This window comes from Nocardioides sp. BE266 (assembly GCF_031457855.1).
In the GTDB taxonomy this organism is placed as follows: Bacteria; Actinomycetota; Actinomycetes; order Propionibacteriales; family Nocardioidaceae; genus Nocardioides.
The window spans coordinates 144,512-169,420 of the sequence record NZ_JAURTI010000002.1 but is presented as its reverse complement, the minus strand read 5'-3'; the positions used below and the strand labels follow the sequence as shown (position 1 = coordinate 169,420).

Sequence of the window (24,909 nt, the reverse complement as noted above, 5' to 3'; positions counted from 1 at the left end):
CACGCCGAGCGGCGTACCCGAACTGATGGGCCCTGATCGGGCCTGAGGTCTCGGGTTGCATCTCCGGGCAATCCCTCCCCTAGCATGTTCCCCGGTTCATCCGCCCCCCGTTCGGAGTTCACCGTGCGTTTGAAGTTCCGCCCCGTCGACAGCTCGTTCTACGACCTGTTCAGCGAAGCAGCCGGCCACCTCGTCGTCGGAGCCCAGCTCCTCAGCGAGATGCTGGCCGAGGGCACCTCCCGTGCCGAGGTCGCGCAGCGCATGCGCGAGGCCGAGCACGCCGCCGACGAGACCACCCACTCGATCATCCGGCGGGTCAACAGCACGTTCGTCACCCCGTTCGACCGCGAGGACATCTACTCCCTCGCCTCGGCGCTCGACGACGTCATGGACATGATGGACGAGGCCGTCGACCTGGTCCTGCTCTACGAGGTCACCTCGCTCCCGGCCGAGACCACCCAGCAGGTGGAGGTGCTGCAGCGGTGCGCCGAACTCACCGCGGCCGCCATGCCGTCGCTGGAGGCCATGGGCTCGCTCGACGAGTACTGGATCGAGATCAACCGCCTCGAGAACACCGGTGACAAGTCCTACCGCCGGATCCTCGCGAACCTCTTCAGCGGCGACTACGAGGCCCTCGAGGTCCTGAAGCTCAAGGACATCGTGGAGTCCCTCGAGGGCGCGATCGACGCCTTCGAGAAGGTGGCGAACATCGTGGAGCAGATCGCCGTCAAGGAGTCCTGACTCGATGGAAATCGCGATCATCATCGCGGTCGTCGTCGTGGCCCTGGTGTTCGACTACACCAACGGCTTCCACGACGCGGCCAACGCGATCGCCACGTCCGTCTCCACCGGCGCGCTGAAGCCGCGCGTCGCGCTGGCGATGGCGGCGGTCATGAACTTCGTCGGTGCGTTCCTGGGCCAGAAGGTCGCCCACACCGTCTCCGACACCATCGACCCGGGACCGGGCACCCACGGCCTGGTGATCGTGATGTGCGGCCTCCTCGGCGCCATCACGTGGAACCTGATCACCTGGTACTACGGCCTGCCGTCCTCGTCGTCGCACGCCCTCATCGGCGGCCTCTGCGGCGCCGCGGTGGTCGCCGGCGCCACCGCCAACTGGGCGGTCGTGCTCGACAAGGTCGTCATCCCGATGTTCCTGTCGCCGCTCGTCGCCTTCTCGCTCGGCTTCGCGCTGATGCTGGCGATCATGTGGCTCTTCCGCAACGCCAACCCGGGCCGCACCAACCGCGGCTTCAAGGTCGCCCAGACGATCTCCGCTGCCGCGATGGCGCTCGGCCACGGCCTCCAGGACGCCCAGAAGACGATGGGCGTGATCTTCCTGGCCCTGCTGACCGGCGGCTACGTCGCCGAGTCCGACGGCCTCCCGCTCTGGGTGATCCTGGCCGCGGCCAGCGCGATCTCCCTCGGCACCTGGTCCGGCGGCTGGCGCATCATGCGCACCCTCGGCCGCCGCATCATCCACCTCGACCCGCCCCGCGGCTTCGCCGCCGAGTCGGTGGCGGCCTCGGTCCTCTACACGACGTCGTACGTCTTCGAGGCGCCGATCTCGACCACCCACACCATCACCTCCGCGGTCATGGGCGTCGGCGCCACCAAGCGCCTCTCCGCCGTCCGCTGGGGCGTGGCGAAGTCGATCCTCACCGCCTGGGTCCTGACCTTCCCGGCCGCCGCCCTCGCCGCCGCCATCTGCTACGGGATCGCCCACCTCTTCCTCCCCTGACCTCCACCTGCCCGCAACGCGGGATATCTGAGGACGTGGTGGTCGTTCATGACCGCCGATTCCGTTCATGGCGTCCTCAGATATCCAGGGTCGGGAGGTCACGCCGCGCTCTGACGGTGGGCCAGCAGGCGCCGCTGGTCGTACGTCGACAGCTCCCGGCGGGCGGCGACGGTCGTGGTGTCAATCCACCACGCGGGGAGGTCGACGCTCCAGCTGCGGTCGGAGGCCGGCTTCCTCGCCGCGCGCGCGTAGGCCTCCCGGAGCCTGACCTGGAAGGGCCCTCGATCCGCCAGGTCACCCGCCATCATGGTCGCTCCCTCGAGGCCCAGCGCACGATACGCGGCCTCCTTGGCCACATCCTTGTGGCGCACGTCGCCGGCGAGGTGCAGCGCACCGTCGTACATCCCGTAGACGCCTGCGTCCGGGTCGATCCCGTCCGGGGTGCCCACGAACCGTCCGCTGCTGTCGAAGACCGGGTGGTTGGACAGCAGGCGATGTGGCCGGACCTCATCGAGCCAGGTGAGCCGCATCACCGGCTCCATCGGGGACCACGCGTTCTCGTCGAGCAAAGGCAGGACCCGTCGGACCCGCTCGACCCCCCACCTCGCGACGAGGTCGGTGTCAAGGAAGTCGGCCAGCTCGGCGACCGACACGAGGTCGTTGAAGGCTGCCATGTCGAACGCGACGATCGCCGCCTCGTCGCTGGGCGCCTTGCGCATCTCGAAGGCGACGCTCCACAGCGGCGTCGTGACGCGCACGCCATCGATCCTGAGTAGGTGGTGGAGGGCCATCACCTCCTGGGAGACGGTCAGTCCCGTGCGCGGACGAAGGCGATTGCCACTGCTGACGGCCACCGGCACTGGCAGGAGCTCACCGCCGCGACCGACGCCGCCGAACCACACACCGCCCGACCAGGACAACGACGCCCAGCCTGTGACAGCGCCGTACGCCGGGAGCTGCGCCGCGGCCTCCACGATCCGCTGAGCAGGATCAGTGGAGTCCACGTCCGACGGCACCCACAGGTCGTGGCCGGCCCGCCTCCACTCCCCCGACCTGGTGCCCCAGGCGGTCGGGCCGTCGACACCCGCTCGGTCACGGCGCGAAGGCCATCGTGGGCCGGGCCGCAGCCCCTCCCGCGGACCCGAGCCGATCAGTGGCCAGGCGCCGGCAGTCCAGATCTCAGGGGGCACCCGGCCATCGTGCTTGTCAGCTGCCCCTCGCCGCTCCGGTCCTCCACAGGCAGGCGCACTGACGGGATATCTGAGGACGTGGTGAACGAATCCGAGGTGGATCTCCGTTCACCCCGTCCTCAGATATCTCCCGAAGGCGGATCGACCAGCGGCCGGAGGCGCGCGCGTCCGGGGTGGTCGGGGACGCCCTGGGGACTGAACCCCCGATCAACCCACCAGGACGTCCCGGGCCACCCCGGACGGGGCGGCTCAGCCGAAGCGGCCGGAGATGTAGGCCTCGGTGGCCTCGTTGTCGGGGTTGGCGAACATCTTCTGGGTGGAGTTGAACTCCACGAGGTGGCCGGGCTGGCCGGCGGCCTTGAGGTTGAAGAAGCCGGTCTCGTCGGAGACGCGGGCCGCCTGCTGCATGTTGTGGGTGACGATGACGATCGTGTACTCGGACTTCAGCTCGTGGATCAGGTCCTCGATGGCGGAGGTCGAGATCGGGTCGAGCGCGGAGCACGGCTCGTCCATCAGCAGCACCTGCGGCTCGACGGCGATCGCGCGGGCGATGCAGAGGCGCTGCTGCTGGCCGCCGGAGAGGCCCATGCCGGGCTTGCCGAGGCGGTCCTTGACCTCGTTCCAGAGGTTCGCGCCCTTCAGCGAGCGCTCGACGATGTCGTCGGCCTCGGCCTTCTTCATCTTCTTGGAGTTGAGCTTGTTGCCCGCGAGGACGTTGTCGTAGATCGACATCGTCGGGAACGGGTTCGGCCGCTGGAAGACCATGCCGATCTGACGGCGTACGGCGACGGGGTCGACGGCGCTGTCGTAGAGCGACTGGCCGTCCACCATCACCTTGCCCTCGACGCGGGCACCGGGGATCACCTCGTGCATGCGGTTGAGGGAACGGAGGAACGTGGACTTGCCGCAGCCGGACGGCCCGATGAAGGCGGTCACGGAACGCGCCTTGATCGTCATGCTGACACCTTGGACAGCGAGGAAGTCGCCGTAGTAGATGTCGAGGTCGTCGACGGTGATGCTCTTGGCCATGGGGGTGAGTCTCTCTTGTCTTTCGGGATCTGGCTCAGTGGCCGGTCTGGGGGGCGAAGATCCTGCCGATGATGCGCGCCACGAGGTTGAGCAGCATGACGATCACGATCAGCACCAGCGCGCCTCCCCAGGCGATCGCGATGCCGGGAGGGGTCCCGCCGGGCGTCTCGGCGATGCCGGGGTTGGCGTTCTGCGTGTAGATCAGCACGGGGAGCGTCGTCATCCGCTCGGAGAACAGGTTGAAGTTGGTCCGGGTGGTCAGGCCCGCGATCAGCAGCAGCGGCGCGGTCTCGCCCACCACGCGTGCGATCGCCAGGGTCACGCCAGTGACGATGCCACCCAGGGCGGTCGGCAGCACGACCTTGACGATGGTGCGCCACTTCGGCACCCCCAAGGCGTACGACGCCTCGCGCAGGTCGGCGGGCACCAGGCGCAGCATCTCCTCCGTCGAGCGCACCACCACCGGGATCATCAGCAGCGACAGCGCGACCGATCCGCCGAAGCCGAGGCGGGTCGACGGCCCGAAGATCAGGATGAAGAGCGAGAAGGCGAACAGCCCGGCGACGATCGACGGGATGCCGGTCATCACGTCGACCAGGAAGGTGATCCAACGCGCCAGCCGGCTGCCCTTGCCGTACTCGATGAGGTAGATCGCGGCCATGATGCCGATCGGCACGGAGATGACGGCCGCGCCCAGCGTGATCAGCAGGGTGCCGATCAGCGCGTGGTAGATGCCCACCTCCTGGTCGAGGCTGGTGCGGTACATCGAGTAGGTCAGGAAGGTCGAGTTGATCGCCGGCAGGCCGCGGTCGACCACCGTCCAGAGCAGCGAGACCAGCGGCACGATGGCCACCGCGCAGGCGGCCCAGACGAGCCCGGTGACCATCCGGTCGGTGGCGCCGCGGGGTCCTTCGACGACGCGCGCCCAGGCGGGGAGCGCGACGAGGTAGATCACGCCGGCGACCAGCGCCCATGCCACGAGTCCCCACCCGAGCAGGAGCATCGGGAGCGCGCCGGCAGCGATCGCGACGACGCCGACGAGCACCGGCGCGAACCGCGGGAGCTTGGCGGCCGTGAACGACACCGGCTCGGAGCGCGGGCGGACGGGAGCAGCGGTGGCGCTCATCGCGCAAGCCTCCTCTCGTTGCGGGTGACGACCCATCGGGCGGCGAAGTTGACCAGGAAGGTGACCAGGAACAGCACCAGGCCGGTCGCGATCAGCACCTGGATCTTGCCCGGGGTGCCCTCCTTGTAGTTGGAGGCGATGTTGGAGGCGATCGAGGCGGGGTTGCTGCTGGAGATCAGGTTGAACGAGATGCCACCGCCGGCGGAGAGGACCATGGCGACGGCCATCGTCTCGCCGAGGGCACGACCGAGGCCGAGCATGACCGCGGACACCATGCCGGAGCGGGCGTAGGGGAAGACCGCCATCCGGATCATCTCCCAGCGCGTGGCGCCGAGCGCGAGCGCGGCCTCCTCGTGCAGGCGCGGGGTCTGCGAGAAGACCTCGCGCGAGATCGCGGTGATGATCGGCAGGATCATGATCGCCAGCACCAGGCCGGCGGTGAGGATCGTGCGACCGGTGCCCGAGGCCGGACCGGCGAAGAACGGCAGCCAGCCCATGTTGCCGTCGAGCCAGACATAGGCCGGCTGCAGCTGGCGCGCCAGCACCGAGATGCCCCAGAGGCCGAACACGACCGAGGGCACCGCGGCGAGCAGGTCGATGACGTAGGCGATCGGCGTGGCGATCGACTTCGGCGCGTAGTGGCTCACCACCAGCGCGATGCCCCAGGCCAGCGGCACGGCGACGACCAGGGCGATGACAGCGGCCAGCACCGTGCCGAACAGCAGCGGGGCGACGTAGCCCGCGAAGTTCGTCGCGTCGCCGTAGAACTCGGCCGGCTTGGCCAGGCCGGGGACGCCCTCGATCGCCAGGAAGATGAAGACCCCGGCCAGGGCGAGCAGGATCGCGATCCCAGCAGCCAGGGCGGTGCCGGAGAACACCCGGTCGCCCAGCCTCGCCGGGCCCGTCTTCTGATCAGCGGCGATGGTTGCCACGTGCTACCTCACTCAGTCGTTTCATGCGCCCGTGCGGCGGGTCGGGATTCCCGGCCCGCCGCACGCAGCGTGGGTGGTCGTGGGACGGTGCCCCCGACCGGTGGATCAGCCCGCGGTGATCGCGTCGACGATGCTCTGCGCCTTCTCGGCGACCGAGCTGGAGAGCGGCGCGGAGCCGGCCTCCTGCGACGCCGCCTGCTGGCCCTCGTCGGAGACGATGTAGGACAGGTAGCCCTTGACGAGGTCGGCCTCGGCCTGGTCCTCGTAGGTCTGGCAGGCGATCAGGTAGCTGAGCAGGACGACCGGGTAGGCGCCCGACTCGGTGGTGGTGCGGTCGATGTCGACGGCCATGTCGACGTCGGCGCGGCCCTCGGCGGCCGGCGAGGTCTCGACGACCTTGGCGGCACCCTCGGCGGACGGTGCGACGTACTCCTCGCCGACCTTGACCGAGACGACGGACAGGTCGCCGACCTGGCTCTCGTCGGCGTAGCCGATGGTGCCCTTGCCGCCGGAGATCGCGGCGACGACACCGGAGGTGCCCTCAGCGGCCTCGCCACCCTTGACCGGGAAGGCGTCCTCGGCCTCGTAGGACCAGGACGTGCTGGCCTTGCCGAGGTAGTCGGTGAAGTTCTTCGTGGTGCCCGAGTCGTCCGAGCGGTGGACGGGCGTGATGGCCAGGTCCGGCAGGGTGGCGTCGGGGTTCTGGTCGGCGATCGCCTTGTCGTTCCAGTTGGTGATCTTGTTGTCGAAGATCATCGCGATCGTGTCGGCGTCGAGGTTGAGCGCGTCGACACCCTCGACGTTGAACGCCACGGCGATCGGGGAGACGTAGGCGGGGACCTCGATCGGGTCCTGGCCGGCGCAGCGCTCCTTGGCGCCGCTCAGCTCGCCCTCGTCGTCGGTGAGGTAGGAGTCGGAGCCGGCGAAGCTGGTGCCGCCCTCGATGAAGTTGGTGCGACCGTCGCCGGAGCCGACGGGGTCGTAGTTGACGGTCACGTTGCCGTCGTTCATGCCCTGGAAGCCGGTGGCCCAGGCGCCCTGTGCCTTCTCCTGCGAGGAGGCACCGGCGCCGTTGAGGTCACCGGACAGGCCGCCGGAGGTCTCGCTCGAGCTGTCGCTGCCCGTGTCGGCGCTGCTCTCGTTGCCGGCACCGCAGGCGGTGAGGGAGATCGAGAGGGCAAGCACTGCCACGCTCGGGGCAAGCAGCTTGCGGAAAGAAGTGCGGTTCACTTCGAGTGCTCCTGAAAGTCTGATGTGTGCTGACAGTGAGGGACGGTAGGCACGGCAGGAGAACGAGCACGTCGTCGTCGGTGAACGGGCGATGAACTCGACCGGGCCGGATGGCGTCGCACACCCGTGCGTGAGACGGCGATCACATGAACTCGTCCGGCGACCCTTGACGCAAGGGCCGCCGACGTCCTACAAGCTCAGGGCTGCAGCACCTCGGTCGCGACCACGCGACCCTTGCGGTGGTGCGCCACGAGCATGCCGCCGGGCTCGAGCTTCGTCTCGGGCAGCCGCAGCGCGTCCACGACCGTGGGGAGCACCGGGCGGTGGGTGCACAGCACCGTGCTCTCGCCGCTGTCGAGGAGCGCGTCGACCAGGGACACGACCCCCTCGACGGACGCGTCCTCCTCGCTCAGCTCGTCGTACTTCTTGACCGGCCAGCCGGTCGTGTCGACGTACGGCGTCACGGTCTGCACGCAGCGGGTGCTGGAGGAGGTGTGGGCGGAGGTCACGTCGAACGCGGCGAGGAGCGGGACGAGGCGCTCGGACTGCAGCTCGCCGAGCTGGACGAGCGGGCGGAGCCGGTCGTCCTTCTTCCAGCCGCCGCGCGAGCGCGCCTTGCCGTGGCGCAGCACGACCAGCGCACGCGTCTTGCGCCGCAGTGGCTTGGCCTCGGCGAGCGTCTCGCGGTCGTGGGGGTAGGTGAGCCGGCGCATCGCGGCCTCCCACGGCACCCACTGCACGGAGTCGATCTCGTCGTTGGGCTTGTAGCGGCCGACGTCGTCGCTGCCGATCACCCGGGCGGTCCAGTAGTCCACCGTCTTGAACCGACCGTTGGACATCCGGTAGCGCTGGGACGACAGCGCCGGCCCGAGCCGGACGTCGAGACCGGTCTCCTCCGCGACCTCGCGGACGGCCGCCGTGACGACGTGCTCGCCCGGATCGAGCTTGCCCTTGGGGAAGGACCAGTCGTCGTACTTGGGCCGGTGGACCAGCAGGACCTCACCGCCCTTGCGCGTCACCACGGCGCCTGCAGCGCGCACGTCGCGGGGCTCCATGGAAGTAGTGTCACACCACATCCCGATCCACGAGGAGCCCGTCCGTGCAACGCCGTGCCGTCCTCGCCCTCGTGGGCGTCCTTCTGGTGCTCGTCGCGGGCCTCGTCGCCTTCCGGATGGTGGACCGCGGTACGCCGCTCCAGCGGGCGCTCGACCTCGTCCCGGCGGCCACGAGCCGGGCGTCGTGGACCGACTGGGAGGCCGTACGCACCGAGCTGGGGACCGACGTCGGCGCCTCCTCCGACGCCCGGGCGGTCGACGCGTTCCTGTCCGATGCCTTCTCCCGCGACCTGTCCTCGATGTCGGCGTTGGCGACGTCGGCCGGGGTGATGCAGGAGCAGCTCGGCTTCTCGCCGGCGACCATCGACTGGGAGCTGCTGGCCCAGTCGGGCGACGGCGCGGTCGACGTGATGAAGGTCGGCGACAAGGCCGACCTCGACGACCTCGCGGAGCGGCTGGCTGAGAAGGGCTGGAAGGAGCCTGACGAGGAGGACGGGGTCTGGGTGGGTGGCCCCGACGTGCTGTCGGGCGCCGGCTCGTTGCTCACCCCGGAGCTCCAGCACTTCGCCCTGCTGCACGACGAGGGCATCGTGCTCGCCTCCGACCAGGCGCCCTACCTCGAGCAGGTGCTGGAGGTCGTGCACGGCGACGCCGACGCAGCCGGCGACCTGGCCGACCTGGCCGGGTCGCTGGAGACGCCGATCGCCGCGGCGGTGTACGACGGCGACTACGCGTGCGAGAAGCTCGCGATGTCGCTGGCCGACGACGATGCTCAGGCCGAGGCCGACCAGCTCGTCGCGGCAGCGGGCGACGTACACCCCCTGACCGGCTTCGCGATGGGGATCGAGCCCGACGGCGACGTGCGGGCGCTCCTCCAGGTCGAGGACGCCGACGACGCGCCCGGCGACGCCGACGCGCGTGCCCAGCTGGCCGCCGGTCCGGCGCCCGGCCAGGGCGGGGACTTCACCGACCGGTTCACGGTCACGGAGGCGGGCTCGGACGGGCGCGTGATCACGCTCGACCTGCGCCCGGCGGAGGGCGAGTACGTGCTCTCGGACCTGACGAGTGGACCGGTGCTGTTCGCGACCTGCTGAGAGGTCGGGCTCAGTCCTCGGCTCAGTCCTCCGAGGGCTTGCGCGGCGTGACGCCGAGCAGCCGGTCGATCTCCTCCTGCGAGAGGTGCTCGTCGGACTCGCTCGCGGCGATGATCAGCGTGGTGGTGAGCTCCACCTCGCCGAGGAGGTCGCCGTCCTCGAGGGTCACGTCGAACTGGTCGTGCACGTCACCCTCCCTCATTCTGTGGACGCGAGCCCACTGTCGACTGTACGTGTTGGGGTCCAGTGTCCACGACAGGCGCCGTCCGGCAAATGACCCTTTCGTGTCACTAGTCTCCCCCGAAACCCACTCCGGCCCCTCCCCTTTATAGGGGAGAGGCCGGAGCTTGGATCAAGTCTGGAACAGGTCCAGCGTCAGCCGATCAGAGCGGACGGACGTTCTCCGCCTGCGGGCCCTTCGGACCCTGGGTGACGTCGAACTCGACCTTCTGGTTCTCGTCCAGCGACTTGTAGCCGTTGGTCTGGATGGCCGAGTAGTGCACGAAGACGTCGTCGCCGCCGTCCTCCTGCGCGATGAAGCCGAAACCCTTCTCGGCGTTGAACCACTTAACGGTGCCCTGAGCCATGATGCTCGTTACTCCTTTGTCGGGGCGGGAGTCGCCACTTCAGCGACCCGCACCAGATGCGGTGACACGCCGCTTGCGACTCACGAGCTGGCAGGGCCCGAAGAACAAACGCCGTTGGATCACAAACTCCGCGGGCGTCGACCTGCTGGAACTTGCACCTGTTGCACGACAAACCCTACCAACAAATCGCCGTACGTCACCGGTCGTGCACCACGTGCTGGTGAACACCAGACCAACGGGCCCGCCGAGGGGTCTCGCGGGGGCGCCTCACACGGCCTGACAGCATGGCCGGGTGACCCTCGCCGCACCCCCGCGCGTGGCCGTCTGCGGCATCAGCCTGGAGGCCTCCACCTTCTCCCCCGCCCTCACCACGGCCGCGATGCTGGCGCCGCGTCGGGGTCGCGAGGTGCTCGACGCCTGGGACTTCTGGCGCGACGGCGGGACGCTCGCCGACCGGGCCGAGTGGATCGGTGTGCTGCAGGCACGCAACATCGCCGGTGGCGCGATCCCCGCCGACGACTACGCCTCGCTGAAGGCGGAGATCCTGGCCGGCCTCACCGCCGCCGTGGCCGAGGCGCCGCTCGACGGCCTGGTGCTCGACATCCACGGTGCCGCCAGCGTCGTCGGTCTCGACGACATGGAGGGCGACCTCGCCCTGGCCGTGCGGGCCGTGGTCGGCCCCGACTGCCTGATCAGCAGCGGGATGGACCTGCACGGCAACGTCTCGCGCACGCTCGCCGAGACGGTCGACCTGCTGACGACCTACCGCACCGCGCCGCACGTGGACTGGCAGGAGACCAAGGAGCGCGCGGCCCGCAACCTCCTCGACCGCCTGGCCCTCCCGGTCGGGAGCCGCCGACCGGCCAAGGCGTGGGTGCCGGTGCCGATCCTGCTGCCGGGCGAGATGACGAGCACGCGCCAGGAGCCCGCGACGAGCCTGTACGCCCGCGTGCCCGAGATCGAGGCGCTCGAGGGCATCCTCGACGCGGGCATCTGGATCGGCTACCCGTGGGCCGACGAGCCGCGCAACTGCGCGGTCGTGATGGCCGTCGGCGACGACGCCGAGCTGGCGCTGTCCTCGGCGGTGGACCTGGCCGGTGAGCTCTGGGAGCGCCGTGAGGAGTTCGGGTTCGTCGCGCCGACCGGGTCGCTCGACGAGGTGCTCGCCGCCGCCCTCGCGTCCCCGGTCACGCCGTACTTCATCTCCGACTCCGGCGACAACCCGACCGCCGGCGGTGCCGGCGACGTGACGTGGACGCTGGCCGAGCTGCTGGCGAGCCAGGCGCTGGCGGCGAGCGGCAAGCGGGCGATCTACGCCTCGATCCCGGACGCCGCCGGCGCCCTGGCCGCCCAGGAGGCCGGGGTCGGCGCCGACGTGCACCTCACCCTCGGCGCGCGCGTCGACGACCGGCCCGCGCCGCCCGTCGAGGTCTCCGGCCGGGTGGTCGCGGTGGTCCCGGGCGACGACAACCTCGAGGTCGTCGTCCGCACGCCGTACGTCGACGTGGTGCTGACCCGGCGTCGCCGGCCCTACCACCTGGAGTCCGACTTCACGCGGCTCGGCCTCGACCCCCGCAGCGCCGACATCGTGGTGGTGAAGATCGGCTACCTCGAGCCCGAGCTCTTCGACATGGCCGCCGACTGGATGCTCGCGCTCACACCCGGCGGCGTGGACCAGCACCTCGCCCGGCTCGGCCACCGGCGGATCCAGCGGCCGATGTTCCCGCTGGACGACGTGTCGTCGGTCGACCCGGTCGCAGGCGCCGTGCTCTTCCCCGGCGACACGGCCTGAGCCGTCAACGCCCCAGCGCGGCCATGACCTCCGCGACCACCGCGGCGCTCGTCACCATCCGGCTGCCCTCGTCGTAGCCCGCCGAGACCCCGGCCGAGGCGATCGGCGCCTGCGCGCGCAGGTGCACCTCGCGGGCGCCGGTCGCGGCGACGACCTGCGCGACGTTGGCGGGACGCACGCCACCACCCACCGCGATCCGTACGTCGTCGCCCCCGCGTCGCACCAGGTCGGCCAGCTCCGGGAGGCGGTCGAGCGCCGGACCGGGGCCACCGGAGGTGAGCACGCGCGTGACGCCGAGGTCGCGCAGCAGCGCCAGCCCCGACGGCTTGTCGGGCACGGAGTCGAAGGCCTTGTGGAAGGTGACCGGTGCGTCGCCGCACGCGTCCACGAGGCGTCGTACGGCAGCGGCGTCGATGGCGCCGTCGGCCTCGAGCGTGCCGACCACGAACCCGAGCCGCGTGCCCGCCGGCACGCCCGCGCGGGTGGCCTCGATGTCGGCGACCATCACGTCGATGTCCTGCGCGGCGTGGACGAAGTCGCCGGCCCGGGACCGCACCAGCACCCGGATCTCCAGGCCCGGCGCCGCCTCGGCGCAGTGGCGGACGAAACCGAGCGTCGGCGTCGTGCCGCCGTCGACGAGTCCGGCACACACCTCCAGGCCGTCGGCGCCGCCGGTCGCGGCGACCGCCGCTCCCCCGACGTCCTCGAGGCAGATCTCGACCAGGGTGTGGGCGGTGTCACTGTGGGTCACGGGGGCCACGCTATGCCGCGGGGCGGTCCGCTACGTTCGTGTCCCGACCTGACCAAGGAGAGCCCGTGAGCGTCCTCGTCTTCTACAAGCCCACGCCCGAGGGCGCGGAGGCCATCCGGGCCGGTGCCGTGCAGGCGGCCTTCCACGCGACCGACCTGATCGTGCACAACCTGCCGGTCGACGCGGCCGAGGCCGAGACCGTCGAGGCCCTCGCCTCCGGTGCCGCCACGGGCTCCGGTGTCACGGTGCGGACCATCCAGGCTGCCGCCGACGGCTCTCCGGTCGACCAGTTCCTCGCCGCGGCCGACCAGCCCGACGTCGACCTGCTGGTGCTCGGCATCCGGCACCGCACCCAGGTCGGCAAGCTGATCCTCGGCAGCACCGAGCAGCAGATCCTTCTCGACGCCCCGCGCCCGGTGCTCGCCGTCAAGGCCTGAGCCGGCTCTGAGATGATCACCCCAGCCGCGGGACCTCCCGCGGCGCGGGCCTCTAGCTCAATTGGCAGAGCAGCAGACTTTTAATCTGTTCGTTCAGGGTTCGAGTCCCTGGAGGCCTACCGCGACTCAGCGCTCGGGCACGCCTCGCGCGCCGGAGTCGGTGAGCTCGGCCTCGCGGGCGGCGGCGGCCTCGAGCTCCTGGCGGCGGGTCTCCTCGACCATCGCGCGGGTGGCGTCGTAGATGCCCGGGTCGGAGACCAGGTCGGCGGCGCCGCCGCGGAGGCGGGCGAGCGCGGCGCGGGCGAAGATCTGCTGCTCCGTCGTGGTGCGCTCGGAGCGGTTGTTGCTGATGAACGTGATCGCCCAGCGCATCAGCGCGGAGACCTGGTTCTTGAAGCCGGTGAGGTAGACGAGGTGGACGCCGAGCCACATCAGCCAGGCGACGATGCCGCTGAGGCGGAGCTTGCCGACCATCGCGACCGCGCGGAAGCGGCTGATGATCGCCATCGAGCCCTTGTCGAAGTACTTGAACGGCTCCTGGGGCGCCTTGCCCTCGACCCGGTTCTTGATCTCCTTCGCGGCGTACTTGGCGCCCTGGATCGCGACCTGCGCGACACCGGGGAGGTTGTCGAGAGCGATCATGTCGCCGACCACGAAGACCTCGGGGTGGCCCGGCAGCGTGAGGTCGGGGTTCACCGCGATGCGACCCGCGCGGTCGAGCGGGGCGCCGGTCTGCTCCGAGAGCGTCTTGCCGAGCGGGTTGGCCTGCACGCCGGCGGCCCAGATCTTGGCGACGGAGTTGATCCGCTCGACGCGGCCGTCCTTGAACTTGATCTCGAGGCCGCGCTCGTCGACCTCGGTGACCATGCCGCCGAGCATGACCTCGACCCCGAGCTTCTCCAGCTCGCCCTGGGCCTTCTCGCCGAGCTTGGCGCCGAAGGGCGGGAGCACCTGCGGGGCGGCGTCCACAAGCACGACGCGGGCGTGGCGGGTGTTGATCGCGCGGAAGTCCTTGCGCAGCGTGTTGTGCGCGAGCTCGGCGATCTGGCCGGCCATCTCCACGCCCGTCGGGCCGGCGCCGACCACGACGAAGGTGAGCAGGTGGTCGACGTCGTCGCCGCGGGTGGCGCCGAGCTCGGCCATCTCGAAGGCGCCGAAGATGCGCCCGCGCAGCTCGAGGGCGTCGTCGATGCTCTTCATGCCGGGCGCGAACTCGGCGAAGTGGTCGTTGCCGAAGTACGACTGGCTGGCACCTGCGGCGACCAGCAGGGAGTCGTACGACGTCACGGTGTCGCGGCCGAGCACGCGCGAGGTGACCGTCTTGGCCGTGAGGTCGATCGCGGTGACCTCGCCGAGGATGACCTTGGCGTTGTCCTGGCCGCTGAGCACCTCGCGGGTCGGGGGCGCGATCTCGCCCTCGGACAGGATGCCCGTCGCGACCTGGTAGAGCAGGGGCTGGAAGAGGTGGTGGGTCGTCTTCGCGATCACCGTGACGTCCACGTCGGCGCGCCGCAGCGCCTTGGTGCCGAAGAGGCCACCGAACCCGGAACCGATCACGACCACCTTGTGGCGGGTCGCCTGCGTCGCGGTCATGAAAGCTCCTAGGGTCGTAGGTGCGGTCTTGGGTACCCATTGTCCTCTTGTGCAACCGGGCACGCGAAACGCCGTACGCGTCTGGTTGCTCACACGGGTCAGCGGGCCTCCTGAGAAGTTAGAGTCTCAACAAGGTTTGGGCCAAGCCCGGACTGGGTAGTGACGTCCCGCTGGACTATCCACATCCTCGAAAAGAGTCCCAGTGCCGCTGACTTCCGAGCTGACCCTGGCATCGTCGCCGCGCGCCGCGGCCGATGCCCGGCGCTGGGTGGGCGACATCTGCCGGCGGCTCGAGCGCGACGACCTCGTCGAGTGCGCCGAGCTGGGGGTCTCCGAGCTCGTGGCCAACGCGATCATCCACGCCGACGCCCCCTTCAAGGTCCGCGTGCGCGGCACCGCCAGCCACCCGCGGATCGAGGTGGAGGACGGGTCCACCAGCCCGCCGGTCCCGCCCGCGCCGGTGCCGCACGACGACCTCGACCTGCTGCTCACGTTCGGGCGCGGCCTCGCGATGGTCGCCCAGTGCGCCCTCGCCTGGGGCGCGACCATCGAGAACGACGGCAAGATCGTCTGGTTCGAGCCGGCGCCGCAGATGAGCGACGCCGCCTCTGCGGAGTGGGTCATCGACCACCACGACGAGCCGGGAGCCGAGCCCACGAGCGAGGCGGCCGTCGAGGTCCGGCTGCTCGGCATGGACGTGCCGCTCTACACCTCGCTCGCCCAGCAATACAACGAGCTGCGGCGCGAGCTCCGGCTGCTCTCGCTCTCCCACCAGTCGGACTATCCGCTCGCCGGCGACCTGACCGCGATGTTCGCCAACTTCGAGCGCCAGTTCCCCGACTCCTACCGCGACCAGGTGCAGGTCGCGGAGCGCAAGGGCCAGCCCCGCGTTGACCTGAGCTTCGCCATGGTCCGCGAGGCCGCCCCGATCTTCACCACGATGAGCGAGATGTTCGACGTGGCCGACGCCTTCTGCCGCGCGGAGCGCCTGCTCTCGATGGCCCGCACCCCGCGACAGCGCGACCTGCAGAACTGGCTCCTCGCCGAGCTCGTCCACCAGCTCGGCGGCGCGGAGGCGACTCCGTGGGCCGGTCCCCCGCCCGAGGGCACCCGCACCAGCCAGGTCGGGTGAGCGCCCCCCGCCTGCGCGGCACCGACCTGCTCCTCGTCGCCGCGGGAGGTGCCGCGGGAGCCCTGCTGCGGTACGCCGTCGACTCGGCGTCGCCCCACGGGCTGTTCCCCTGGCCGACGCTGGCGATCAACGTGGTCGGCGCGTTCGTGCTCGGCGTGCTGCCCGCCCTCGACGTCGTACGACGTTCGCGGCGCGTGGCGACCGCCCTGGGACCGGGCGCCCTCGGCGGCTTCACCACGGTGTCGGCGTGGGCCGGCCAGGTCCGCGAGCTCGCGGGCGACGGCCACGTCGCGGTGGCCGGCGCCTACCTCGCCCTCACCCTCGCCGCCGGCCTCGGTGCCGCGGCCGCGGGCCGGCGCATCTCCCACCGCCCCGAGCCGGAAGCAGCGTTGGGATGAACCACCCCACGACGTTCTCCTCCTCCGCTCCGCTCCCCCGGACAACGCCGCGGGGACCCCGATGAACGCCCTGCTCGTCGTGCTCGGTGCCGCGGTGGGCGCGCCGCTGCGCTACGCCGTGGCCCACCTGCTCGACGACCGCTGGCCGACCGGGACGTTGCTCGTCAACGCCGTCGGGGCGGGGCTCTTCGGGCTGTTCGCCGCGCTGTCGCTGGGCGACCAGGGGTGGGCGCTGCTCGGCACCGGCTTCTGCGGGGCGTTCACGACGTTCTCCTCGTTCGCGGTGCAGGCCGTCGACCGGCCGGCACGCGCCGCGGCGGCCTACGTCGTCGCGACCACCCTGCTGGCGGTGGGCGGCTGCGCGCTCGGGTGGGTGCTCGGGTCGTCGCTCTAGACCGGTCGCCTAGCCCCAGCCGAGCTCGTGGAGGCGGGCGTCGTCGAGCCCGAAGTGGTGGGCCAGCTCGTGCACCACGGTGATCCGGACCTCCTCCTCGAGGTCCTCCACCGTGTCGGCCATGTCGAGCAGCGGCCCGCGGAAGAGCAGGATCCGGTCGGGCAGCTCGCCGGCGTGGTTGGCCGGGCGCTCGGTGAGCGCGAGGCCGTCGTAGAGCCCGAGCAGGTCGGGGTCGTCGGCCGGTGCCTCGGGCTCGACGAGGACGACCACGTTGTCCACCAGCCGGGCGAGGTCGTCGGGCAGGTCGTCGAGCGCCCGGCCCACCATCGCGTCGAAGGCGTCGGGGTCGAGGTCGATCGGCATGCGGCCAGCCTAGGCAGGCCGGTGAACCGGCAGGCAGAGCCGTGCACCATGGGCGGAAATACAGATCAGGGAGAGCCTGGCGGCTCTCCCTGATCTCTGCATGCAATGGCGACCCCGACGGGACTCGAACCCGCGGCCTCCGCCGTGACAGGGCGGCGCGCTAACCAACTGCGCTACGGGGCCAGGTGCTTCTGCGAAGCGGGTGGAACTGTAACCCATGCTCGTCGGAGTCCACCAAATCGGCGGCCACCTCGGTGCCGGATCGCACCCCCAACCGGATTCGAACCGGCGCTACCGCCGTGAAAGGGCGGGGTCCTGGGCCGCTAGACGATGGGGGCCAGCTCGACCCGGGACACGCCCGGGCGAGCGTCGTACAGCATAGGGCCAGCACGGGCCGCCCTCCCAACCCGGACCCGACCCGGACAGGACCCGGAGGGGTGGGCGACACCCGGAAAATTTGGTCACTTGTCCAGATGGGCTCTCGCCGTAGCCCGAGAGTCACTAGCCTTGCCCCGTGGGCACCGCGTCTCGGCAGTTGCGCTTCCTCGTCGTCGACGACAACGAGGACATCCGCGACGTCTTCTGTCGCCTCGTCGAGCGCGCCGGACACTCCGCCTCCACCGCGGTGGACGGCCAGGACGCGGTCGACGTCCTCCAGCGGGAGTCCTTCGACGTGATGCTCCTCGACCTCACCATGCCGCGCATGAACGGCGTCGACGTGGTGCGGTGGATGAGGGAGCATGCAGACGTTGCTCCGACCACCAAGGTGGTCGTGATCAGCGCGTGGGCAGGCGAGCACCGGGCAGTCCTCCAGGAGCTCGGTGTCGAAACTGTGATGCAGAAGCCGCTGCGCATCCAGCAGCTGACTGATCTGATTGAGGAGACACTTAAGGATGTGGGGTCCTGACTCGTCCCTGAATGCAATTCCGGGTCGGACCTCCGGTGGAAACACCAACACGCACGTCTCCCTGACGTGCACCAACCCCAACCCTGGAGAAAACACCATGATGAAGCGCATCCGCACCCACATCGAGTCCAAGCGTGCCGCCAACCAGATGCAGGCGATGTACGCGTGGCGTCCGGCTCCCCCCCGCCGCTGAACGGACTCGTGACACCCGAGAAGTGATGCTTCACCAGTGATGCACATGGACAGCGCCGAGTCGGCCGGCGGCCGGCTCGGCGCTGTTCTCTCGGCACCACGCACCGGCGTGGTCGCCCTCGGCCCGCGCGGGCCCTGGCTCGCCACGACGCCCGCGCTGGCCAAGCAGGTCCTCACCGATGTCGACCACTTCGACTTCCCGGGCAACGTCAGCCGCGGCGGTGACCTCTCCGGCAGCCGTGGCGACACGCGGTCGGGCCACCTCGTCTTCGACCCGCTGACCCCTGTCCAGGTGGCTCGCGGCGTCGCCACCTTCGCCGAGCTCTGGCCCGAGGCCCTTGCGGCGCACGACCGCGACACCCCCCGCGAGGCGTACGACGCCATGGAGCTGCTGCGACGCCCGGTGGCCCGCGCGACCTGCGACGCGCTCCTCGACGACGCGAGCACGGACCAGCGCGAGGCCGTCGGCGACGCCGTCCTGGCGTGGATCGACGCCCTGGCGCCGGTGATCGCCGCAGCGCGGGCGCCGCACCGCTGGAGCCGCGTCCGCCGGGTCGAGCGGGACGCACGGCTGCGTCTCGAGGCGATCCTCGAGCACGTCGACGGCCTCCCCGGCACGCCCCAGCAGGCGGCCACGATGCTCGCCGCGGGGATCCAGGTCCCGATCGCCGCCGGCTCCTGGCTGCTGGCCTGGCTCGGCGACCAGCCGACCCACGATGTCGACCCCATCCACGCCGTGTGGGAGACGCTGCGGCTCACCCCGCCGACGTGGATCACCGCACGCCTGACGACGACCGACGTCGAGCTCGACGGTCGGCTCGTCCCGTCCGGCTCCGTCGTCCTGGTGAGCCCCCTGCTGCTCGGGAGGCTGCCCGAGCTGGTGCCGGGCGACCCCGACGAGCTCGGCGACTTCGATCCCTCTCGCTGGCGCGACGACGCCCGCCGCCCGGGCGCCTGGTTGCCCTTCGGCGCCGGACCCCACGCCTGCCCCGGGCGCAACCTCGGGATGGCCGTCCTCGTCCACCTGGCCGAGTGGGCGGTCGCCCACCGTGTGAGGTTGACCCAGGAGGTGAAATTCGACCAGAGCAGGGGCTTGGCACCGCTACCGTGCAGGTTCAGGCTCAACGCGCAGGGAGGGACGACACGGTGAACGACCACGTCTCCCTCCAGCGCACCTCCGGGTGCGAGCCCGTGTCCAGCGAGGCCGCGACCCTGGCGCGCGAGATCCTCGACGGAGACCTCAGCATCGACCACGCCATCGCCCGGGCGGCCGAGCTGCTGCTGTCCAGCGACCGGGTCGAGGTGGTGGCCACGGCGCTGACCAGCTTCGCGCCCGAGGACGAGGCCGGGTGGACCCGGCTGGGCGGCCGCGCGTGGGTCCGCGAATGGGCCAACCCCGGTGCCAGCGCCTCCATCCTGCCCCCGACCGGGGCCGGACCCGAGCACGCACTGACCATGCCGTGGATCTCCCGGATCGCACGCTCGGGGCTCGCGATCCTCGTCGACCGCGAGCTGTTGCCGGAGGAGGCGGACCAGGACCGCGAGGAGCTGAACCGCGTCGGCGTCCGCAGTCTGGTGGGCTCGGTCTACGGCGCGCGGGGCGCGATGTTCGGCAGCCTGTCCGCGGGGAGCGAGAGGGCCGGGCAGTGGCCCGAGGAGCTGATCGGCAGCTTCCGCCTGCTCAACGCCGCGATCACCTCCCGGCTCACGCAGGAGCACTCCCGTCGCGCTCTCGCCGAGGCGATCGAGACCAGCAACGAGGCCCAGCTGTCCTACCAGCACTTCTTCGGCGCCGTCGGCCACGAGCTGCGCACCCCGCTCGCCGCGATCATGGGCTACACCGAGGTGCTGATGGACGACGCCAGCAGCAACCCGCAGGACCCCGTCTCCGCAGGCCTGCTCCAGGACGGCCCGGTGATCCTGCGGGCCTGCGAGCAGCTGGTCTCGGTGGTCGACAGCCTCCTCGGGGCCGGACGCACGTTCACCGACGACGACCAGCGCCAGGACGTGGTGGTCGCCGACGCCGTCGCCGACGTCGTCCACTGGCACCGGGCGCCCTCGCGCAGTGCCGGCGTGACCATGGAGGTCGACATCGACCCGTCCGTCACGGCGTGGGCCCACCCCTCCGCCGTCCGACAGGTGCTGACCAACCTCGTCGGCAACGCCATCGCCTACCACCGGCCCGAGGGCGGGTCGGTGCACCTCTCCGCGGTGTCGCTGCGCGGCGAGAGCGGGCAGGAGATGGTGCGGATCATCGTCCGCGACGACGGGCTCGGCCTGACGTCCGAACAGATGCAGCGGGTCTTCGAGCCCTTCGTCCGCTTCGCCGACAAGGCGTCCAAGGGCAGCGGGCTCGGCCTGTCGATCTCCCGCACGATCGCCGAGCGTGACGGCGGGGCCGTCCAGGGCACCTCGACGCCCGGTGTCGGCTCGTCCTTCTGGCTCGAGCTCCCGGCGAAGGCGCCGTACGTCCCGTGAGGGCGGCCGATTCTCCGCACCCGTCGAGCCTGCGGTAGTCTCCTCCGCGTTGGCCAGGTAGCTCAGTTGGTACGAGCGACCGACTGAAAATCGGTAGGTCGGCGGTTCGACCCCGCCCCTGGCCACCACACACGCCGCAGGGCCCCGATCGCGTCCCGATCGGGGCCCTGCGGTGTCCTGCCGCCACAATGGCCCGGTGCTCCCCCGCCTCGAGGTCGTGCGTCGCCTCCGCCCGGTCGACCTCGTCGCTCCCGGGTTCGTCCAGGTCAGTACGACGTCGGGCGGGCGGAGCCCGTTGCCCGCGGTCGCGCCCTACGTCGCCGCGACCGCCGGCCTCGACGGGCCCGTCGCGCTGCACCTCGGCGACCAGCGGCTGGCGGCAACGCTCGACGACGGCTCGGTCTCGCTGGAGGTCACCGGCAGCGGGACGCTCCGCAGCCGGCGCTTCCACCGCGCGGAGTCACCGAGCGGGCTCGGGGTGAGCCTCACCGGCACGCACGTCACGGCGTGGAGCCAGGAGGGCGGGCGGTGGGTCGCCCGGGCGCGGCACGACCTGCGGGAGGTGCTCGACACCCGCGACGAAGCAGCACTGGCCGGTCTGGAGGTCGAGCTCCCTCCCAGCGGCGGCACCGCCGGCGGCTTCGGCCAGCTCGGGCTGCGCGACGTCCGCTTCGTGACGCGGGAGGACGGCACTCCGCTGCGCGACGACGGCGCCCTCTGGCTCACCGCCACCTCCGCCGGGCCGGGCTTCTTCGACACCGCCCACACCAGCGTGTGGCGCTTCGACCCCGACGCCCTCGAGGTCGCCCACACCGCCGACCTGTTCTTCCGGCGACCGGACCGACCGGGGGTCTTCGGCGACCACGCCACCCACCTGCTGAGGTCCGACGGCCGCTGGCTCGTGGCGACCAGCACGTGGGGAGACTTCGAGCGGCCGCGCACGCGCGCTGGTCGTCGTACCGAAGCGGGGTTGCGGGTGACCCTCGCCGAGTCGGACGCCGACCTGCTCCACGGCCGCCACGTCCTCGACACGCGCGAGCTGCCGATGCCCACCGACGGGCTCGCCTCGATCGCGACGTGGGACCCGCATCTGGTCCGCCGGGGCGGCGAGTGGCTGGTCGGCTTCGTCAGCGCGCGGAAGTTCTTCGACTTCCACCCGGCGGTGGCCGGCGGCCCGTCCCTCGACGAGCTGCGGCTGCTCGGCGCGGCCACGGACCGCACCGCCACCGAGGGCACGACGCTGCTCGAGGTCGACGGCGAGGTCGTCGTGCTGGCCAGCGACGGGCGCGACGGACCTCGGGGCACGCGGGCACGCTTCCCCGCCTTCGACCTGGCGATGGCGGACCGCGGCGTGCTCGACGCGCCGTACCCCACCAACCTCCCGTGGCCGTCCCTCGCGCAGGTCGACGGGACCTGGCTGATGGCCGCGTTCAACGGCCGTCCGGCCGGCGGCAGGCTGCTCGGCTACGGCACCCACGGGGACCTCGTGGTGATGCGGTCGCGGTGACCGCTCAGGGCTACCCTGAGGGTGATGGCGGTCACCACCCCTCGACCGCGCTGAACAGGCCCGCACACCCCGCGGCCGCACCCACCAGAAAAGGATCCAAGCATGTCAGGAGCACGCAGTTCCGGAGTCGACGTCTTCGAGCTCGGGAGCGAGCACGAGCAGGTCGTCTTCTGCAACGACCAGTCGACCGGTCTCAGGGCCATCATCGGCATCCACTCCACGGCACTGGGCCCGGCCCTCGGCGGGACGCGGTTCTACCCCTACGCCAGCACCGACGACGCGATCGTCGACGTGCTCAACCTCTCGCGCGGCATGTCCTACAAGAACGCGCTCGCCGGCCTCGACCTCGGCGGCGGCAAGGCCGTCATCATCGGCGACCCGGCCGAGCTGAAGACCGAGGCGCTGCTGCGTGCCTACGGCCGCTTCGTGCAGTCGCTCAACGGCCGCTACTTCACCGCGTGCGACGTGGGCACCTTCTCGGAGGACATGGACCACATCGCCCGCGAGTGCGACTTCGTCACCGGCCGCACCGTCGCCCACGGCGGCGCCGGCGACAGCTCGGTGCTGACGGCCTTCGGCACCTTCCAGGGCATGCGCGCCGCGGCCGAGCAGGTCTGGGGCGAGCCCACCCTCGCCGGCCGCACCGTCGGCATCGCCGGTGTCGGCAAGGTCGGCCGCCACCTCGTGCGCCACCTCATCGAGGACGGCGCGACCGTCGTCGTCACCGACGTGTACGCCCCCTCCGTCGAGGCCATCCGCGCCGAGTTCCCGCAGGTGCAGGCCGTCGCCTCCACCGACGAGCTGGTCGCGAGCGAGCTCGACGTCTACGCCCCGTGCGCGATGGGCGGTGCGATCAACGACGAGGTCCTCGAGGTGCTCACCGCGAAGATCATCTGCGGCGCGGCCAACAACCAGCTCGCCCACCCGGGCATCGAGAAGCAGGTCGACGAGCGCGGCATCCTTTACGCCCCCGACTACTGCGTGAACTCCGGCGGCGTGATCCAGGTCGCCGACGAGCTCGAGGGCTTCTCCTTCGAGCGCGCCAAGCAGCGCGCGACCGGCATCTTCGACACCACGCGCAAGGTCTTCGAGCTCGCCAAGGCCGACGGCGTCACCACCGCGACCGCCGCCGACCGCCTGGCCGAGCGCCGGATGCGCGAGGTCGGCCGCCTGCGCGGCATCCACCTCGGCTGACCGGGCGGTTCGTCCGCGTCCTGGCAGGTGACCGGGCACTTCGTCCGCGTCCTGGCAGCTGACCGGGCACTTCGTCCGCGTCCTGGCAACTGACCGGGCACTTCGTCCGCCTCGAGGCGGACCAAGTGCCCGGTCGGCGTGTCTGACGCGGACCAAGTGCCCGGTCGGCGTGTCTGGCGCGGACCAAGTGCCCGGTCGGCGTGTCTGGCGCGGTGCCCGGTCGGCGTGTCTGGCGCGGTGCCCGGTCGGCGTGCGGGCGCGGTCGTACGCCCGGTGGCCCGGGAGGCTGCGCTCAGTCAGGCAGCGGGTGGGTCAGTCTGCGCGACGACGCGGGTCGGCATAGTCCGCCCAGTCGTCCTCGTCGGGCTCGACCTCACTCGAGGAAGAGTGATGGTCCTCGCCGTGCAGCTCCTTCGCCAACGCGCCGAAGTCCGTCTCGTGGGTCCGGTACTTCAGGTCGCGTGCGACCTTCGTCTGCTTCGCCTTCGCTCGGCCGCGCCCCATAGGGTCGACCCCCTCGCACACTTGGCCGGGGCTGCCGAGGAGCACCTCGACGCGCCCGGTCTGATCGGTTACATATCGTGGGGACAACGCTACCTGAGCGGTGGCTGTTCCCGCACACCGAGACACCGCATTTCGTTCTGCTCGGAGCGAAAATGCTCTCTTCGGGGCTACCAGCCCGGGTGCTGGCCCTCGAGCAGGACCCGGCCGCCGTTGTCGGAGTCGGCGCGCGCCTCGCCCGCCACCCACGCGCGAACGCCGTGGCCGGCGAGCGCGGAGATCGCGGCGTCGACCGAGTCCGGGGCGGTGAGCGCGACCATGCCGACGCCGCAGTTGAGCGTGGCCTCGAGGTCGGCCTGCGACACCCCGCCCACCTGGCGTACGACGTCGAAGACGGGCTGCGGGGTCCACGTCGAGCGGTCGATGCGGACCGACAGCTCCTCGGGGAGCACCCGCTCGAGGTTGGCGGCGAGACCGCCGCCGGTCACGTGCGACATGGCGTGCGTCTCGGTGCGCTCGGCGAGGTCGAGACACGCCTTGGCGTAGATGCGGGTGGGCTCGAGGAGCTCCTCGCCGAGGGTGCGGCCGAAGTCGTCGACGTGGCGGTCGACGGTCCAGCCGGCGCCGCCGGACTCGGGCGAGCCGAGGAGCACGTGGCGCACGAGGGAGTAGCCGTTGGAGTGCAGGCCGCTGGCCTCCATCGCGATGACCACGTCGCCCGGGCGGACCCGGCCGGGGCCGAGCAGCTTGCTGGCCTCGACGACGCCGGTGGTGGCGCCCGCGACGTCGTAGTCGTCGGGGTCGAGCAGCCCAGGGTGCTCGGCGGTCTCGCCGCCGATGAGCGCGCAGCCGGCGACCACGCAGGCCTCCGCGATGCCCTTGACGATCGCGGCGATGCGCTCGGGGACGACCCGGCCGCAGGCGATGTAGTCGGTCATGAAGAGCGGCTCGGCGCCGCACACCACGAGGTCGTCGACGACCATGCCGACGAGGTCGAAGCCGATCGTGTCGTGCACGTCCATCAGCTGCGCGATCGCGACCTTGGTGCCCACGCCGTCCGTCGAGGTGGCGAGCAGGGGGCGCTCGTAGCGGGTCAGCGCAGAGGCGTCGAAGAGGCCGGCAAACCCACCCAGGCCGCCGATCATCTCGGGGCGGCGGGCCTTCTCGACCCAGCCCTTCATCAGGTCGATCGCGCGGTCGGCCGCCTCGATCGAGACACCGGCTGCGGCGTAGGCCCCGGCGGAGGACTCGGTGGGCTGCTGGTCGGACACGGGGCTCCTCGAACT

General features: G+C 71.1%; 26 protein-coding genes and 4 tRNA genes. 15 read left to right on the top strand and 15 right to left on the bottom strand.

From position 1 onward, the window contains the following. Positions 1-123 precede the first annotated feature (123 nt). Positions 124-741 carry a DUF47 family protein gene (locus J2X46_RS05155; protein ID WP_310247714.1) on the top strand — a complete coding sequence of 206 codons (618 nt, stop codon included), beginning with the start codon at positions 124-126 and terminating at the stop codon, positions 739-741. 4 nt (positions 742-745) lie between these two features. Continuing rightward, on the top strand, positions 746-1,741 hold the full coding sequence (locus J2X46_RS05150) for an inorganic phosphate transporter (protein WP_310247713.1): 996 nt from the start codon (positions 746-748) through the stop codon (positions 1,739-1,741). 98 nt (positions 1,742-1,839) lie between these two features. Here J2X46_RS05150 and J2X46_RS05145 read toward each other — a convergent pair whose 3' ends face one another. From J2X46_RS05145 to J2X46_RS05120, 6 genes are all read right to left on the bottom strand, one after another. Further along, on the bottom strand, positions 1,840-2,499 hold the full coding sequence (locus J2X46_RS05145; RefSeq protein WP_310247710.1) for a hypothetical protein: 660 nt from the start codon (positions 2,497-2,499) through the stop codon (positions 1,840-1,842). A 681-nt stretch (positions 2,500-3,180) separates the two neighbouring features. Beyond that, positions 3,181-3,960, bottom strand: coding sequence for a phosphate ABC transporter ATP-binding protein PstB (gene pstB, locus J2X46_RS05140; protein ID WP_310247707.1), 780 nt, complete (start codon positions 3,958-3,960; stop codon positions 3,181-3,183). 34 nt (positions 3,961-3,994) lie between these two features. Beyond that, complete coding sequence (pstA, locus tag J2X46_RS05135) at positions 3,995-5,086, bottom strand: phosphate ABC transporter permease PstA (RefSeq protein ID WP_310247705.1); 1,092 nt, start codon at positions 5,084-5,086, stop codon at positions 3,995-3,997. Next, entirely contained in the window at positions 5,083-6,018 is a 936-nt protein-coding gene (gene pstC / locus J2X46_RS05130) for a phosphate ABC transporter permease subunit PstC (protein WP_310247702.1), read from the bottom strand. Before pstC ends, pstA begins: the two co-directional genes overlap by 4 nt. Before the next feature lie 105 nt (positions 6,019-6,123). Further along, positions 6,124-7,248, bottom strand: a complete 1,125-nt coding sequence (locus J2X46_RS05125) for a phosphate ABC transporter substrate-binding protein PstS (RefSeq protein WP_310247700.1) — start codon at positions 7,246-7,248, stop codon at positions 6,124-6,126. A gap of 197 nt (positions 7,249-7,445) precedes the next feature. Continuing rightward, positions 7,446-8,303 (bottom strand): NUDIX domain-containing protein, encoded by an 858-nt coding sequence (locus J2X46_RS05120; RefSeq protein ID WP_310247698.1) that lies wholly within the window; start codon positions 8,301-8,303, stop codon positions 7,446-7,448. A gap of 44 nt (positions 8,304-8,347) precedes the next feature. Here J2X46_RS05120 and J2X46_RS05115 point away from each other — a divergent pair, with 44 nt between their 5' ends. Next, positions 8,348-9,397, top strand: a complete 1,050-nt coding sequence (locus J2X46_RS05115; protein ID WP_310247696.1) for a hypothetical protein — start codon at positions 8,348-8,350, stop codon at positions 9,395-9,397. 22 nt (positions 9,398-9,419) lie between these two features. Here the strand turns inward: J2X46_RS05115 and J2X46_RS05110 are convergent, their stop codons facing one another. After that, positions 9,420-9,599: a hypothetical protein gene (locus J2X46_RS05110; RefSeq protein WP_310247694.1), complete on the bottom strand. Its 180-nt coding sequence runs from the start codon at positions 9,597-9,599 to the stop codon at positions 9,420-9,422. 181 nt (positions 9,600-9,780) lie between these two features. Beyond that, positions 9,781-9,984 (bottom strand): cold-shock protein, encoded by a 204-nt coding sequence (locus tag J2X46_RS05105; protein WP_045548871.1) that lies wholly within the window; start codon positions 9,982-9,984, stop codon positions 9,781-9,783. Positions 9,985-10,276: 292 nt separating this feature from the next. Here J2X46_RS05105 and J2X46_RS05100 point away from each other — a divergent pair, with 292 nt between their 5' ends. Further along, complete coding sequence (locus tag J2X46_RS05100) at positions 10,277-11,776, top strand: M81 family metallopeptidase (RefSeq protein WP_310247677.1); 1,500 nt, start codon at positions 10,277-10,279, stop codon at positions 11,774-11,776. Between the two features lie 4 nt (positions 11,777-11,780). Here the strand turns inward: J2X46_RS05100 and J2X46_RS05095 are convergent, their stop codons facing one another. Next, complete coding sequence (locus tag J2X46_RS05095; protein ID WP_310247675.1) at positions 11,781-12,527, bottom strand: copper homeostasis protein CutC; 747 nt, start codon at positions 12,525-12,527, stop codon at positions 11,781-11,783. A 65-nt stretch (positions 12,528-12,592) separates the two neighbouring features. Between J2X46_RS05095 and J2X46_RS05090 the strand changes: the two genes are divergently transcribed. Both J2X46_RS05090 and J2X46_RS05085 read left to right on the top strand, forming a co-directional pair. After that, on the top strand, positions 12,593-12,964 hold the full coding sequence (locus tag J2X46_RS05090; protein WP_310247672.1) for a universal stress protein: 372 nt from the start codon (positions 12,593-12,595) through the stop codon (positions 12,962-12,964). Between the two features lie 46 nt (positions 12,965-13,010). Next, a tRNA-Lys gene (locus tag J2X46_RS05085) sits at positions 13,011-13,083 on the top strand. A 7-nt stretch (positions 13,084-13,090) separates the two neighbouring features. Here the strand turns inward: J2X46_RS05085 and J2X46_RS05080 are convergent. Beyond that, positions 13,091-14,557 carry an NAD(P)/FAD-dependent oxidoreductase gene (locus J2X46_RS05080; protein WP_310247671.1) on the bottom strand — a complete coding sequence of 489 codons (1,467 nt, stop codon included), beginning with the start codon at positions 14,555-14,557 and terminating at the stop codon, positions 13,091-13,093. A 202-nt stretch (positions 14,558-14,759) separates the two neighbouring features. Here J2X46_RS05080 and J2X46_RS05075 point away from each other — a divergent pair, with 202 nt between their 5' ends. The 3 genes from J2X46_RS05075 (at position 14,760) to J2X46_RS05065 (ending at position 16,481) form a co-directional block, all read left to right on the top strand. Further along, positions 14,760-15,689: an ATP-binding protein gene (locus J2X46_RS05075; RefSeq protein ID WP_310247668.1), complete on the top strand. Its 930-nt coding sequence runs from the start codon at positions 14,760-14,762 to the stop codon at positions 15,687-15,689. Then, on the top strand, positions 15,686-16,087 hold the full coding sequence (locus tag J2X46_RS05070) for a CrcB family protein (protein ID WP_310247664.1): 402 nt from the start codon (positions 15,686-15,688) through the stop codon (positions 16,085-16,087). The genes J2X46_RS05075 and J2X46_RS05070 overlap by 4 nt, the downstream gene beginning before the upstream one ends. A gap of 61 nt (positions 16,088-16,148) precedes the next feature. Next, the gene (locus J2X46_RS05065) at positions 16,149-16,481 is read left to right on the top strand and encodes a CrcB family protein (protein ID WP_310247662.1); all 333 of its coding nucleotides are present in this window, start codon (positions 16,149-16,151) and stop codon (positions 16,479-16,481) included. Between the two features lie 9 nt (positions 16,482-16,490). Here J2X46_RS05065 and J2X46_RS05060 read toward each other — a convergent pair whose 3' ends face one another. The 3 genes from J2X46_RS05060 to J2X46_RS05050 form a co-directional block, all read right to left on the bottom strand. Beyond that, positions 16,491-16,844 carry a metallopeptidase family protein gene (locus J2X46_RS05060; RefSeq protein WP_310247659.1) on the bottom strand — a complete coding sequence of 118 codons (354 nt, stop codon included), beginning with the start codon at positions 16,842-16,844 and terminating at the stop codon, positions 16,491-16,493. Positions 16,845-16,950: 106 nt separating this feature from the next. Continuing rightward, positions 16,951-17,027: transfer RNA gene (locus J2X46_RS05055), tRNA-Asp, on the bottom strand. A gap of 82 nt (positions 17,028-17,109) precedes the next feature. Continuing rightward, positions 17,110-17,182, bottom strand: a tRNA-Glu gene (locus J2X46_RS05050). Between the two features lie 197 nt (positions 17,183-17,379). Between J2X46_RS05050 and J2X46_RS05045 the strand changes: the two genes are divergently transcribed. The 6 genes from J2X46_RS05045 to J2X46_RS05020 all read left to right on the top strand — a co-directional run bounded on the left by J2X46_RS05045 (position 17,380) and on the right by J2X46_RS05020 (position 23,122). Next, positions 17,380-17,751, top strand: a complete 372-nt coding sequence (locus J2X46_RS05045) for a response regulator (RefSeq protein WP_310247658.1) — start codon at positions 17,380-17,382, stop codon at positions 17,749-17,751. Between the two features lie 238 nt (positions 17,752-17,989). Further along, positions 17,990-19,093, top strand: coding sequence for a cytochrome P450 (locus J2X46_RS05040; protein ID WP_310247655.1), 1,104 nt, complete (start codon positions 17,990-17,992; stop codon positions 19,091-19,093). After that, positions 19,090-20,421: a HAMP domain-containing sensor histidine kinase gene (locus tag J2X46_RS05035; protein ID WP_310247652.1), complete on the top strand. Its 1,332-nt coding sequence runs from the start codon at positions 19,090-19,092 to the stop codon at positions 20,419-20,421. Before J2X46_RS05040 ends, J2X46_RS05035 begins: the two co-directional genes overlap by 4 nt. A gap of 51 nt (positions 20,422-20,472) precedes the next feature. After that, positions 20,473-20,549: transfer RNA gene (locus J2X46_RS05030), tRNA-Phe, on the top strand. Between the two features lie 68 nt (positions 20,550-20,617). Beyond that, positions 20,618-21,928: a hypothetical protein gene (locus tag J2X46_RS05025; protein ID WP_310247650.1), complete on the top strand. Its 1,311-nt coding sequence runs from the start codon at positions 20,618-20,620 to the stop codon at positions 21,926-21,928. Positions 21,929-22,030: 102 nt separating this feature from the next. Then, positions 22,031-23,122, top strand: a complete 1,092-nt coding sequence (locus J2X46_RS05020) for a Glu/Leu/Phe/Val dehydrogenase (RefSeq protein WP_310247647.1) — start codon at positions 22,031-22,033, stop codon at positions 23,120-23,122. 312 nt (positions 23,123-23,434) lie between these two features. Here J2X46_RS05020 and J2X46_RS05015 read toward each other — a convergent pair whose 3' ends face one another. Then, a complete protein-coding gene (locus J2X46_RS05015; protein ID WP_310247644.1) occupies positions 23,435-23,626 on the bottom strand; it encodes a DUF3073 domain-containing protein in 192 nt (63 codons plus the stop codon). Between the two features lie 167 nt (positions 23,627-23,793). Then, positions 23,794-24,894 (bottom strand): phosphoribosylformylglycinamidine cyclo-ligase, encoded by a 1,101-nt coding sequence (purM, locus tag J2X46_RS05010; protein WP_310247641.1) that lies wholly within the window; start codon positions 24,892-24,894, stop codon positions 23,794-23,796. Positions 24,895-24,909 lie beyond the last annotated feature (15 nt).

Bases quoted from the DNA above. Each gene is read 5' to 3' on its own strand.
- J2X46_RS05040 (WP_310247655.1), top strand. From the start codon at position 17,990: ATGGACAGCGCCGAGTCGGCCGGCGGCCGGCTCGGCGCTGTTCTCTCG.
- pstA (WP_310247705.1), bottom strand. From the start codon at position 5,086: ATGAGCGCCACCGCTGCTCCCGTCCGCCCGCGCTCCGAGCCGGTGTCG.
- J2X46_RS05060 (WP_310247659.1), bottom strand. From the start codon at position 16,844: ATGCCGATCGACCTCGACCCCGACGCCTTCGACGCGATGGTGGGCCGG.
- J2X46_RS05110 (WP_310247694.1), bottom strand. From the start codon at position 9,599: ATGAGGGAGGGTGACGTGCACGACCAGTTCGACGTGACCCTCGAGGAC.
- J2X46_RS05080 (WP_310247671.1), bottom strand. From the start codon at position 14,557: ATGACCGCGACGCAGGCGACCCGCCACAAGGTGGTCGTGATCGGTTCC.
- J2X46_RS05150 (WP_310247713.1), top strand. From the start codon at position 746: ATGGAAATCGCGATCATCATCGCGGTCGTCGTCGTGGCCCTGGTGTTC.
- pstB (WP_310247707.1), bottom strand. From the start codon at position 3,960: ATGGCCAAGAGCATCACCGTCGACGACCTCGACATCTACTACGGCGAC.
- J2X46_RS05020 (WP_310247647.1), top strand. From the start codon at position 22,031: ATGTCAGGAGCACGCAGTTCCGGAGTCGACGTCTTCGAGCTCGGGAGC.
- J2X46_RS05105 (WP_045548871.1), bottom strand. From the start codon at position 9,984: ATGGCTCAGGGCACCGTTAAGTGGTTCAACGCCGAGAAGGGTTTCGGC.
- J2X46_RS05120 (WP_310247698.1), bottom strand. From the start codon at position 8,303: ATGGAGCCCCGCGACGTGCGCGCTGCAGGCGCCGTGGTGACGCGCAAG.
- J2X46_RS05015 (WP_310247644.1), bottom strand. From the start codon at position 23,626: ATGGGGCGCGGCCGAGCGAAGGCGAAGCAGACGAAGGTCGCACGCGAC.
- J2X46_RS05065 (WP_310247662.1), top strand. From the start codon at position 16,149: ATGAACGCCCTGCTCGTCGTGCTCGGTGCCGCGGTGGGCGCGCCGCTG.